At 46.8% G+C, this 14,387-nt stretch carries 4 protein-coding genes; 3 read left to right on the forward strand and 1 reads right to left on the reverse strand.

Annotation, left to right across the window (positions count from 1 at the left end):
- Nucleotides 1-254 precede the first annotated feature (254 nt).
- On the forward strand, nt 255-539 hold the full coding sequence (locus QUA57_RS22755) for a hypothetical protein (RefSeq protein ID WP_333063747.1): 285 nt from the start codon (nt 255-257) through the stop codon (nt 537-539).
- Nucleotides 540-590: 51 nt separating this feature from the next.
- On the opposite strand, the gene QUA57_RS22760 is transcribed toward QUA57_RS22755, so the two are convergent.
- Nucleotides 591-6,356 (reverse strand): AAA family ATPase, encoded by a 5,766-nt coding sequence (locus tag QUA57_RS22760; RefSeq protein WP_333063731.1) that lies wholly within the window; start codon nt 6,354-6,356, stop codon nt 591-593.
- A gap of 566 nt (nt 6,357-6,922) precedes the next feature.
- Between QUA57_RS22760 and QUA57_RS22765 the strand changes: the two genes are divergently transcribed.
- Together QUA57_RS22765 and QUA57_RS22770 are read left to right on the forward strand one after the other, a co-directional pair.
- Nucleotides 6,923-10,849, forward strand: a complete 3,927-nt coding sequence (locus tag QUA57_RS22765; protein WP_445304504.1) for a CHAT domain-containing protein — start codon at nt 6,923-6,925, stop codon at nt 10,847-10,849.
- A gap of 221 nt (nt 10,850-11,070) precedes the next feature.
- The coding region (locus tag QUA57_RS22770; protein WP_333251348.1) for a DUF4347 domain-containing protein at nt 11,071-14,387 on the forward strand (3,317 nt) is incomplete at its 3' end.

Consider the following 14,387-nt stretch of genomic DNA (forward strand, 5'->3'; position numbering starts at 1 on the left):
GGGCTGCTACTATTTTTTTTCGCAAATCTACTGAATATGCTTTCATTGGTGTATTTTTTTTAATCTATTCTTATTGTGCCTCATAACACCCGGAAGTGCTGTATACAGTTGTTGGCACAAGCACTGCCCAGCTTTACCATTAATCATGTAAAGCTAATTTTAGCATTTTAACAAGACAAGGATAATTACTTTTTCCAAACTTACAGCTAATGTTGCATACCGAATTGGGCGAAAAGTATAGGATATGTTTTGGTATGTTTTTACACAGGGACATAAGTTTAGATAATGCCAGAAAAATTCGGTTACTCTTGCTTTTGCCTTCCTTGCCCGCGATCGCTGCTTTGATGGATCTTGACCTAATCCTAGTCCTCAATGAAGCGATCGACCTTCACATCACTCTGAGGCTTTCTGCTTACCCGCCAAAAACTCCCGCAGCCGCAACAAACTACCTGTTTGCCCTAAATTCAGCGGCAGCAGCCACACTCCGTCCAACCGATACCGCACCCAACCGTCGCCCCAATACCACTCGTGAAAAATGAAAATGATCTCCCCTTCCAACCATGTAGCGATCGAGCTTTGGACTTTTATGATTAATCTAAATTGTGTGGCCGCTTTTTGATTTTTGTGCGATTTCTTAGAGTAGACTGACAGCGTTCCCAGTAAATTTTAGAGACGCGATCGCCCGGATTCTGACGCCAACACTCGGCAAACAGCCCAGCCGCCTCAGCTAACTTCCCTTGCAAGTAATTTGCCCTCGCTTCTGCAAACAATTCCAGCGTAGCTAACTTGCCCGCTTTGATTTCTGGTGTGTCAGCATCAAAAACTTCATAAACCGTCACCGCTTCAGATTTTCCCTTAACTTTTACCGTATCGAGGGTGCGGATTGCGTACTGGGATGGATTTTCTAAACGCGAGTAAGTTTCCTGGGTGATTAATATCGACACCCCATAATTTTTCGTCAAACTTTCCACCCGAGAAGCTAAATTCACCGCATCGCTGATTACTGTCCCGTCCATGCGATTTGGTCCGCCCACCGTTCCCAGCATCAAAGTTCCAGTATTGATGCCAATCCCAATCTGAATCCGTGGATAACCACAATTGGCGCGATTTTGATTGTATTCAACGAGGCAGTGCAGCATGGAAATTCCCGCTTTCACAGCATTATCAGCTTCCCCACTAAACAGCGCCATAATCGCATCGCCAATATATTTATCAATAAACCCCTTATTTTCATTAATAACAGGTTCCATACGAGAAAGATAGGAATTGATAAATTTGAAATTATCCTCCGGCGTCATAGTTTCCGAAAGCGTAGTAAAGTCGCGAATATCGGAAAATAGCACCGACATTTCTAACTGAACTTGGTCGCCCAATTCCACCTCAATGATGCTTGATTTTTCTAGAAAATGGAGGAATTGATTGGGGACAAAACGCTCGTAAGCTTTGTTGATTTGGAACAATTTATCGGTAAATCTGATTCGCTCTCTTTCAGCTTTTTGGCGCTCCGTTATATCTTGAAATGCTGCTAGGCCGTAGGCAATATTGCTCTGATTATCATAGATAGGGGTTCCCCAAACTTCGATGGGTACAACCTTGTCATTCTGGTAGATTTCTACATCATTAACAGTGGAACTTTCACCATTTAATGCCCGTAGTCCAGGCATTTTTTCAACAGGATAGGGTTGGGAAGTGTCAGCGGTATAGACTTGATAAACCTCTGCCAATTGTTCGCGCGTGGCATCAGGCGCAACTCCTTTTCCCAGAAGCTGCTGCGCCCTCTGATTAACGTAGTAAGGTGTACCACTGGGTTGGAGTACAAGTATCCCTACTGGCATCGCTTCTAGGAATTGAGTCAACCTCGTTTCATTTTCGCGGACTTCGGTATAAAGCTTAGAATTTTGAATCGAGATCGCCGCCTGTCCAGATAACACTTTTAATAGTTCCACTCTTTCTGGCGTAAAAGCTCCCGCTGTGAGATTGTTTTCTAGGTAAACAATACTAATGATTTGAGCTTGGTTAATCAGCGGCACACATAAAATTGATTTAGGCTGATTTTTTTGGATGTAGGGGTCGTTAGTAAATTGTCCCTCTCGGACAGCATCATCTAGTACGACGCTTTCTTGAGTGCGGGTCACATAATTAACAATTGCTTCAGAAAGTTTTTTACAATTTTCAACGGGGATTGACTGCAACACGGTAACGGGATTGTTCTCTATTTTCCCTTCAGCTTCAATTAACTGTTTTCCCTGACTTGATGAAATTAGATACCCTCTTTCCGCTCCTGCACTTTCCATCAAAATTTTCATTAGGCTAGACATTAGGTTATCGAGCATAATTTCACAGGAAATCGCCTGATAAGCTTTCATGACTGTGGTGATATCTAGATAGCTACCCGAACCAGCAGTCGTCACTGTTGCGGTATTTTTAATGTTTTTATTTGCAGATTGAATAGGTATTAATAGCGGGAAATATCGGGTTTCTAAATCTTTTACCTTAGCAGTGGCTCCCCATTGGACATAACAATAGTACGCCTCAATCATGTAGGTTTGAGCAATTTTTTCTTTACCCCATTCTAGGTAAAATTTGGCTGCTAGTTCATTAGCTAGGGCTTCTTCGTTGAGAAATTGATTTTCTTTAGCTCCAGCAATGGCGCGATCGTACATTTCAATCGCCTCGGCTTTATTACCCAACACCCGTTGCCGTTCTGCCTCAACCAAATACCATTTATGTAGATAATTCATCGGAGCATTTTGCGCCCATTGGTGCAGAGTGGTTTGATGGGTTTCCACAGAGGCGAGAAGATCAGCTTGCTCGGTTTCTGGCTGTGTAGGGAAAAGTGCCAAGTTCGTCAGGGCGGCATAGAAATGGAAAATGGGAACAAACAACATTCCCGATAGTGCCATTAAATACTGTTTGGCTTTGGTAATGTAGTCTACAGCAGCGGTGTAGTTTGCCCATAAGTAGGCAAGCAGCAGTTTGGAGATATATACATCAGCGATCGCCGAAAGTTGATTATCCTGCTGGTGCTTGGGAATCATCACCGTTTCATCGTAGGCAGAGCCTATTAAGCAATCCGACCGAATATGGGTTTCCCTCAAGTTCTGCACCGTCTGCTGAATCATATCCAAATAAATCTGAGCCGAATATTGTTTCAACTGCGCCATGACAGCCCTGTAACCTGCTATTTCTGCTTCCCAAGTGTCTAGTTCTACCCCAGCGAATAAATGGGTATAAAAATACATATATATGTTGGAGCCAGCCTCTACAAATTCGCCTGTTTCCATGCCAGCCGTAAAGCCATCTTTCAGCGTCGGTATCGTTGCCAAGAGATCTTCTTGACGATGCTGAATCCAACCACCAAACAAAAGCATAATTATAGACTTGAATTCCCCTACATTGAACCGATCCAGCAATGAGAGTGCCAATTGCCCAAAGCCATAGCCCGTTTCCACCTCTTGTAAAAAGGCACATAAAACCATCCCGTGGATTGCATACCCCACCGTCGAGGCGGGTGCATTCCCAAATTGGAGCGATAAACTTACCATCATGGAGCTAACTAGAGGTGTTAAATTTGGCATTCCTTGATAAATGGGTGAACCTAACATTCCTAACAGTTGTATGGTGGCTTGAGCCTTGGCATCAGTCATCATCGGCAGATTAGCTAGTTCTTCAATCCGTTTATCTTGGAGTTTGCCGGCAAGGGCTTGTAGCGCTTTACTAATCAAGGCTTCGTCAGCTTCGCTGGGGAGATCGATCCCCAGTAGTCGCAGGGCATCTCTACCCACTGCGATCGCTTCTAACATCTTGTTTTGGGCTGTCTGGGCGGCAATTTGAATTTCGTAAATTTTAACTTTGTCTAAAATTGTTTGGGCTTTTTGCAAAACCTGTGCTGTCATCTGTTCCATACCATCAAGGTCAGCATTCAAATAGGCGACTTCGGCAGCAGCAATATAGAGATTCAGGGTCAACTCATACTGACTTTGCCAGCAGTTGGCCCTCAGTAGCTCAATCCCTGTTTGCAGATAGATATTTGCCGCAACGTAGGCGGTAGAATTTCTGGCTTTACGTCCGGCTCTTAAGTTGAATTGGGCTAAGACTTCCCGTTCATTCGATCTAGCGATTAACTCAATTCCTAGATTCAAATGCCCGACAATATCAAACAGTTTTTCCTCTATTTCGGCCTCTGAGGAACTTTGTAGGAGCAATTGTCCAATTTTGAGATGTGTGGCTTGTTTGTGGTCGTCGGGAATCAATGAATAAGCCGCTTGCTGAACGCGATCGTGCCGGAACTTATAAGTTGGATTAGCAACAGATCCAGAAGGGGATTGAGCATTTGCTTGAATGAAGTTATAGCCTTCTGCACTCACTAAAATGATTCCTTCAAGCAAAGCTTTCCATAGCACTGATGCCGTTGGTTCGGGTACTTCTTCGCTGACTACTGCTAATGTATCTAAATCAAACTGCGCCCCAATGCAAGCCGCCAATTTTAGAACATTCTGAGTTTCTTTCGGCAACTTCTGCAATTGCACCGCCATAAACTCCACCACATCCGAGGCGTCGGCAAATGTAACTTGAGTAATATCGCACTGCCACGCCCCTTGACTTTTCCCCTTAGTAAGGGGGGACACAGGGCGATCAAAAATAATCAGCCCATCTTCATATAAAGACTTGAGGAATTGAATCGAGAAAAAGGGATTACCTTTAGTTTTTTCATAAATCAATTCTGTCAAAGGTTGAGCTAAGGATAAATCGCAAATCAGCGTATCTGCTACCAACTGATTGAGATCTGCTAAACTCAACGGTTGCAGGGTAATAGTATTCACCACTGCCCCAGACTTCACAATCTCATCCACCGTCAACATAAACGGATGAGTAGGTGACACCTCATTATCCCGATAAGCACCCAACACTAACAGATGCCCCGTATCCTGCATTAACAGTTGTAGCAACTTCAGGGATGCTGAATCCGCCCACTGCAAATCATCCAAAAACATCACTAAGGGATGTTCGGCGGTGGTAAATACTTGCACAAACTTTTGCATCAGCAAATTGAAGCGATTTTGGGCAGCACTCCCTGACAGTTCTAGTGCAGGACTTTGAGCGCCAATGATGCGTTCTAATTCAGGAATTACGTCAATTAGCACTTGCCCGCTATCACCGACTGCTGTCAGAATATTGGTTTTCCATGTGTGTAAATGAGCATCACTTTCTGATAGCAATTGCCCCATCAATTCCCGAAATGCTTGCACAAATGCACTGAAGGGAATATTGCGCTGGAATTGGTCGTATTTGCCTTTAATAAAATAGCCCCGCTGTCTGGCTATAGGCTTATGCACTTCGTTCACGACTGCGGTTTTACCAATGCCCGAAAAGCCAGCTACCAACATCATTTCGGCGCTACCTGTAGTGACTCGTTCAAATGTGGCTAATAGATGAGAAATTTCAGTTTCCCTACCGTATAACTTTTCGGGAATCAGGAAATGGTCTGTAATATCCTGCGTTCCCAAGTCAAATTCTGCTATGCTATCCGTTTCGTGTAATTGAACCAGACACATTTCTAAATCGTGCTTTATTCCCAAGGCAGTTTGATAGCGGTTTTCGGCGTTCTTCGCCATCAGTTTACTGACAATTTGAGACACAATTAGGGGAATTTCTGGCTCGATTTCGTGCGGACGAACTGGTTGTCTGGCAATATGGCAGTGAACCAACTCTAAAGCATCTTCTGTCTCAAAAGGCAGTTTTCCTGTCAGCAATTCGTAGAAGGTGACACCAAGCGAGTAAAAATCAGCTCGATAATCGAGAGAGCGATTCATCCTGCCAGTTTGTTCCGGCGATATGTAAGCGAGAGTTCCTTCAAGAAGGCCGGGGTTTTTCAGGCTCGGTGTTTCTCGCGTTAGCTGAGTAGAAATGCCAAAATCAATAATTTTTAATTGTTTCGTTTCCGGGTTGTAAACAATATTAGAAGGGTTAATATCTTTGTGGATGATGTTTGCCCTGTGAATTTGCCCTAAAATTTCAGTTGTGGCGATCGCAAGAAGCAAAAATTCCTCCAGAGTAAACTTTCGCTGCTGCATCCAAATTGTCAAGGATTCGCCGCCAAAGTCCTCCACAAACATCACGAGGCTGTTTTGGTATTTTTGCAAGTCATAAACCTGCACGACTCCCGGCTCTTTCAACTCTTGGGTGATGCGGTATTCGGTGCGGTAGCGCACCAATTCTTGAGGTGTGGGGTAGCTCTCTTTGAGCAGTTTGAGGATAATCGGCTGGTTATCTGCTTCCCGAATCGCCCGGTAAACCAGAGAGTTGGCGCTTTCATAGAGAAGTGTCTGGACGGCAACGCCTGCAATAGAGAGCATATTGATTTTTATGGTAAACATTAACGCGCAGTCAAAACGCACCAGCTTTGTGTAGAGAATAGCGCGTTATAAAGGCAAAAAAAAGGTTTGTTAACAAATGTTTAGTTTTTCCGGTAGCAGCCTGCAAATACTTTCTGGTTGCCCCGAGTGCGATCGCCTAATTTGTATGGTGCACCAACAGTCGATCGCACTTTTGCTGTGATTTTCAGCCCACATTACGCTGCTTGGGGTGTAACACAGCATAATTACGCAGAAAACTCTATTTTTAAAATAATAAATTAGGTCTTTAAAAAGTTTTTTATCAGTCAATGTACGGTTTAAAGCTATAAATTGTAGCTTTATTGCTGGATAAAAATAAGTAAAAACCGATCGTGAGAGTTGAGAGTGCAGAATGTGATTTTCAGGTAAAGCAACCGCCCTGATGGTGACGAGGTTCTTAATCGCTAAGTTTACGCCGCAGTTGACCGCACTGAGCAACTAATACCTTAAAGTTATAATTGTCCGATACGTGCTCTGCCAGCTCAAACCTAATGAAACTAGCCTTCTTTTCTATACAGGGTGCTGCAATGCTAGCGATCGCAGCCACTATTTTGAGTACAGCGGCGGTAGAAGGACAACCCATTGTTCCCGCACCCGATCGCACTGGCACTACAGTCACGCCTAGCGGCGATCGCTTCAATATCACAGGCGGCCAAACTTCTAGAGATGGAGCGAATCTTTTCCACAGTTTTCAACAGTTTGGGCTTAGCGAAGGGCAGATTGCTAATTTTATTTCTACTCCCGCTATTCGCAACATCTTAGGACGGGTAGTAGGCGGCAATGCTTCTATTATTAACGGTTTAATTCAAGTAAGTGGCGGCAATCCTAACCTATTTTTAATCAATCCTTCGGGCATTATCTTTGGTCCTAATGCTAGCTTGAATCTTCCGGCTGCTTTTACAGCTACTACTGCTACTAACATCGGCTTTTATTCCGGTTTGTTCAATGTTGCCGAAGCGACGAATGATTACAGTACGCTGATAGGACCTCCGAACACTTTTTACTTTGATCTCAGCCAACCGGGAAGTATCCTCAATGCAGGTAATTTAGCTGTTTTGCCGGAACAAAGTCTAACTTTAATTGGTGGCACAGTTGTCAACACAGGTTCGCTCAATGCTCCCCAAGGTAATATTATTGTCGCTGCTGTTCCCGGTGAGAATGCTGTTCGGATTAGTCAACAAGGGCATTTATTAAGTTTAGAAATAGGAGCTATTGACGGGAGATTGTTGGCACAGAATGGGCAATTATCTCTGCCTTTGTCTCTTCCGCAATTGCTTGCGGGCGCAGGTAGGAACTCTGCTACTGGTATCTCCGTTAACGGTGCAGGAGAAGTGGTTTTGACGGCGGGTTTGAAGGTGGAAAGCGGGGATGTGGCGATCGCTAATTCTACTGTTAATAGTCAGAATGCTAGACTCTCGGCAGCACGTAATCTCACTTTGGTAGAAAGCCAGCTACTTACTGAGAACAATTTGTTTCTGTTGGCAGGAGATACGGTGCGGGTGCGGGATGGTAGTTATCCTTTCAGGGCGATCGCGGGCGGCAATCTTACTATACAAGGTAATCAAAATATTGATATCTTCGCGCTAAATTACCCTAACCCTGCATTCCAATCTGCAGGGGATATCACATTATTGAGCAATGGCAATGTTTCAGGTGATGCTCACTTCGCTGCGGGAGGTAATGTAAGTATTCTCACATTGTCTGGCAGCGGTGGCAGTTTTTTGAGTTTGTACGACCCGATTATTAGCTCCGAGGGAGATGTGAGATTTGGTGATTATACTGGAACCTCACTTAAGGTAGAAGCAAAAGGCGCGATCGCGGCGGGAGATATTACCATCACAGGGCCAGATACTACTTTGTCAGGTTCCGCCGATCCAGATGCGGCGGTGCTTTCAGGTAGTGCAGCTTTAATTCTGCGATCGGGCGTTTCGACTCTGGCGAATGCTGCGAATCTGCCGCCGAATACGACAGCAGGGGAGACATTTTTTGCTTCGCCCGGTGTTGCTTCGGGCAATAGCATTGGAGTGGGAGCGATTTCGACAGCAGGCGGGCCTGTGATTTTGGAATCAGCAGGGGACATTGCGCTGGATGCGATCGCCACTTCTGGTGGCAATATTACCCTCAAAGCTGCTACCGACATCGCCGTTACAGGCACTCTCCAGTCTACTGGCGGCAGTATTGACCTCACGGCTGGCAATCTTCTCACAGTCAGCGGCACTTTTGCAGATAGTAACGGTGTAAATGCGAGCATTTCCAGCGCTAATAATGGCACGGGCGGCGGCGCGATCGCGATTAGTCACGCGGGGGGCACGACTACACCTTTTATTGTCGGCGATGCGACAACCAATGGGACGACAGGAGCGATCGCATCAGGTTCGGAGACAATTTCGCCACAGTTCGCGGTGCCAGTGCCACCTAGCACTTACACTCAGGGCAATATTACTATCATTACTTCCGCGCCATCTCCAACGCCGGAACCAACACCATCTCCAACGCCGGAACCTACACCGGAACCTACGCCGGAACCTACACCGGAACCAACACCATCTCCAACACCATCACCTACGCCGGAACCGACACCATCTCCAACGCCGGAAGCAACACCATCTCCAACGCCGGAACCAACACCGGAACCTACACCATCACCTACGCCGGAACCGACACCATCTCCTACACCATCACCTACGCCGGAACCGACACCATCTCCAACTGCACAAGCAACACCGGAACCGACACCATCTCCAACTGCACAAGCAACACCGGAACCGACACCATCTCCAACCCCACAGCCAACGGCATCCCCATCACCTGCGCCATCTTTAATACCAGAACCAACGCCATCACCCGCACCATCTTTAATACCAGAACCAACGCCATCACCCGCGCCATCTTTAATACCAGAACCAACGTCCTCACCTGCGCCAATTCCACAAGCAATACCGTCTCCGATATTGCTTGGGCCCTCCATTGCGCCTGAAATGCTAGCGCCGATGCCATTACCTACTCCGACACCAACTTTATCTCCGTCTCTTGATGCCACCTTCCCTTTACCGGATATTTCAATTACCAACGCGATCGCGCAATCAGCTAACAGCAACAGCAACAGCAACAGCAATAGCAACAGCAACGCGGCAGTTTCCGACTCAAGATCCCCTCTAGAAAGCAAAACGAACCAAGCCGGAATCATTCTAAATACGGTTAGTCTTAGCGATATCACACAACAGATTGATAAAGGCGATATCCCTCAAGCCAGTTTATTTGTCGATATCTTCTATAGCGAACAAGTAGGGTCATACGTCAACCAGCAAGTCAGGGGCGATTTGCAATCTTTTACGGCTATACAGCAAATAACTAGAACGATCGCTAGCCAAACAAATACTAAGCCAGCCATTATCTACGCCTTAGCCCGCCCTGAACAATTAGACTTGATTATCGTTCCCCCTACTGGTTTCCCAATTCATAAAAGCATCCCCGCCGCCCGGCGCGAAACTCTGATGCAAGTCGCCGCCAATTTCAGGCAAGAACTCCTTAATCCTATAAAAGTCAATACTCAGACGTATTTGCCAGCATCCCAGCAACTCTATCAGTGGATAATTGCCCCCTTAGAAGCCGAGTTAAAAGCTCAAGGTATCGACACCCTACTTTTTAGTATGGATGCGGGATTGCGATCGCTCCCCTTAGCTGCCCTCCATGATGGTTCTCAATTTCTAGTAGAAAAATACAGCATGGGACTTATTCCCAGCGTCAACTTGACCGATACTAACTATGAAAGCCTTAAAAATGCTGAAGTTTTAGCAATGGGGGCCTCGCAATTTACCGATAACAAACCTTTGCCAGCAGTGCCCGCAGAACTTGAGGCTATTGCCTCCGAATGGAAAAGCGAATCCTTCCTCAACCAAACCTTTACTCTCAACAATCTGAGGTCGCAAGGCACCACCCAAGCCTTTCGCATTATTCACCTCGCCACTCACGGAGAGTTTAAGTCAGGAGCAGCGAGCAATTCTTACATTCAGTTATCAGACACCAGGCTAACACTCGATCGCGTGCGCGAACTAGGGTGGAATCAGCCGCCTAAAGTTGAGTTATTGGTGTTGAGCGCTTGTAAAACTGCTGTGGGTGATGATGACACCGAATTAGGTTTTGCGGGGTTAGCTGTGCAAGCGGGGGTGAAGTCAGTTTTGGCGAGTCTTTGGTACGTCAGCGATGAAGGTACTTTAGGGTTAATGGCTGAATTTTACCATCACTTAAAGGTCGCGCCTATTAAAGCCGAAGCCTTGCGGCAGGCTCAAATTGCTATGCTCAAAGGTCAAGTTCGCATTGAAAATGGCCGTTTAATTTTGTCAAACTTAAATAAGGAGTTAGAATTGCCGCCAGAATTAGCTGAACTGACTAATGTAAATCTCTCCCATCCTTATTATTGGGCGGGATTTACGATGATTGGGAGTCCTTGGTAATGTTATGATCTCATTTCCCAGTACATGAGAACTATGTAATTTGTGGTGCGGGCCGGAGAGCCCGCGATTCTCTAGGATAGTGCACTTTCCGGCCTGCTTTACTTATAAACTTATAATGCCGATGCCACCGGATTTGATCTGACTCGCCATTAGATGCTAATGAGTGCATAAGTCCTATTTCAATGAGACATATAATACTTAAAGAATAAAGATGGAGCATAATGACACAGCAAAAAATTCTTTCAATTCTAGTCTTTATTGACTCAAATGTTGAAGATTACCAGAGTTTAATTAGCGGGGTTTCTCCAAAGGGTAAAGTAATTATTCTAGATGAAACGCGGGATGGCATTGAGCAAATTACTCAAAGGCTCGCAATTGAAAAAAATATAGAAGCAATACATATTATCTCTCACGGCAGTCCAGGTGTCGTACAACTCGGCGCAAATACACTCAACAGCAGCAATATAGAAAGTTTCGGTCATCAACTCAAACAGTGGCGCAAAGCATTAACAAATGGTGCTGATATTCTCCTTTATGGCTGTAATATCGCCGCCGATGTATCGGTGAAAATTGACAGCCCCGACATCTCCCACATCCCCCACACTCACCACATCCGCCAGGGGTTAAAACCCCTGTCTCATAGCTTAAGTCGGTTGAAACCGACTCAAGACAATCAAGACAATTTATTTATTCAGTCCTCTTCAGAGAACTTTCGCTATCAGACGGGGGTTTTAGCCTTCGACGGGACTGGTGTTAAATCGACTGGTGTTAAGCCCACAAAACCTAACCACTTCCTCCAACGTCTGAGTGAATTAACTGGTGCTGACATCGCCGCCTCTGCCAACCCTACGGGCAATGCCAAACTAGGCGGAGATTGGGAACTGGAAGTACAAATCGGCTCCATCGAAGCAACACCGATTCAGGCTTTAGCCTACAGCCACACCCTAGCAGCCACCGCTAACCCAGACAGCAAAGCCATTACAGTCAACTCACCCCAAGTTAGCATTAGCATCGACGTGCTCGCCAACGACACCGGGAGTTCCCGCGTCTCGGTGAATAGCATCACTACCGCCCCCACCAACGGCACCGCCATCATCAACGACTGGATATATGCGGGCGGCAATTTCACCACCATCGGGGGACAAGCCCGCAACAGAATCGCTCGGTTGAATAGCGATGGGAGTGTGGATGCTACCTTCAACCCGAATGCGAATAGTACAGTCAGAGCGATCGCCCTAGACAGCAGCGGCAACCCCATAGTGGTCGGCGAGTTCATCAACATCGGCGGACAACCCCGCAGCGGAATCGCCAAATTAAACCCCACAACAGGTGCCGCTGATGCTACCTTCGACCCGAATGCGAATAGTACAGTCAGAGCGATCGCCCTAGACAGCAGCGGCAACCCCATAGTGGTCGGCGAGTTCATCAACATCGGCGGACAACCCCGCAGCGGAATCGCCAAATTAAACCCCACAACAGGTGCCGCTGATGCTACCTTCGACCCGAATGCGGATAGTACAGTCAGAGCGATCGCCCTAGACAGCAGTGGCAACCCCATAGTAGGCGGCGATTTCCACAACATCGGCGCACAACCCCGCATCGCAATCGCCAAATTAAACCCCACAACAGGTGCCGCCGATGCCACCTTCAACCCGAATGCGAATAGTGCAGTCAATGTGATCGCCCTAGACAGCAGCGGCAACCTTATAGTGGGCGGCGAGTTCATCAACATCGGCGGACAACCCCGCAGCGGAATCGCCAAATTAAACCCCACAACAGGTGCGGCAGATCCCACCTTCGACCCGAATGCGAGTTATACAGTCAGAGCGATCGCCATAGACAGCAACGGCAACCCCATAGTGGGCGGCGAGTTCATCAACATCGGCGGACAACCCCGCAGTGGAATCGCCAAATTAAACCCCACAACAGGTGCGGCAGATCCCACCTTCAACCCGAATGCGAATAATACAGTCAGAGCGATCGCCCTAGACAGCAGTGGCAACCCCATAGTGGGCGGCGATTTCATCACCATCGGCGCACAACCCCGCATCGCAATCGCCAAATTAAACCCCACAACAGGTGCCGCCGATGCCACCTTCAACCCGAATGCGGATAGTACAGTCGAGGCGATCGCTATTGACAAAGGACGTAGCCTCTACTACACCCCCAACGCCGGATTCAACGGTGTAGACACCTTTCAATACACCGCCACCGACGGCATTGCTTCCACACCCACCACCGTCAGCGTCCTCGTCAACGACTCTCCCACCCTCGATAATTCTGGCATCCCCACTCTCAACGCCCAAAACCAAAACGACAGTGCCAGCACAGGTACACTCATTAGTACCATCATCGCCAACCTCGGCGGCACAAAAATCACCGATCCTAATGCCAGCGCCTTACAAGGTATTGCCATCACCAACCTCGACACGACTAACGGCAGTTGGCAATACACCACCGACGGCACCACCTGGAACACCTTCACCGCCTCTGTTACCTCTGCTAGACTGCTAGCATCCGACGCATCCACCCGCATCCGCTTCGTACCCACAGCTACCTATAGTGGAACCGTTACTAACGCGATCGCCTTCCAAGCGTGGGATCAAATTACTGGCACCAACGGCAGCACAGCAGACGTAACAGCAGACTTAGCTACCAACGGCACATCCAGCGTTTTCAGTAGCGCTACCGAAACCGCCGATATTGCAATTAACCCCGTCCCTAACATTACCAGCGTCAGCGCAGTGACAGCAGACGGAAATTACGGTATCGGTACATCGATTGACATCAGCGTTCAATTCTCTCAAACAGTCAACGTTACGGGTACGCCACAGCTTAGTTTAGCAGGTGTAACTCCCGTTGCGAATTACCTCTCAGGCAGCGGTAGCAACACTTTAACATTTCGGTATACAGTCGCAGCAGGCGATAGCAATCCTGACTTAGACTATGTTTCGACAACTGCTTTATCTTTAAGTAGCGGTACTATTAAGAATGCTGCCAATGGTGATGCTATTTTAATCTTGCCAACTCCGGGTGTAGTGAATTCTTTGGGTGCTTCCAAAGCAATAGCAATAGATGGAATTATCCCGACTGTCACCATCAATCCTATCGCTGATATTACGACAGCAGGCGCTACAACCCAGACTTTTACTGTTACTCTCAACGACAATACTGGAATAGATGTTAGCAGTTTAGATAGTTCTGACATTCTAGTAAGTTGGTCAGGCGGTACAATTCCTGCTACATTTGTCAGCGTCGATACTAACAGTAATGGTACACCTCGCCTCGCTACTTATTCACTGACTCCACCTGGGGGAAATTGGGATGATACAGATAATGGCAGTTACGCTGTTAATTTGCAAGCATCGCAAGTAAAAGATACTTTTGGTAATCAAGTTGTAGGTAGCAATTTAGGCAGTTTTACTGTTAACATTCCCACGCCAATTCCTACTCCCACGCCGATTCCTACTCCCACGCCGATTCCTACTCCCACGCCGATTCCTACTCCCACGCCGATTCCTACTCCCACGCCGATTCC

Source organism: Microcoleus sp. Pol7_B2, from assembly GCF_036701035.1.
Lineage (GTDB): Bacteria > Cyanobacteriota > Cyanobacteriia > Cyanobacteriales > Microcoleaceae > Microcoleus.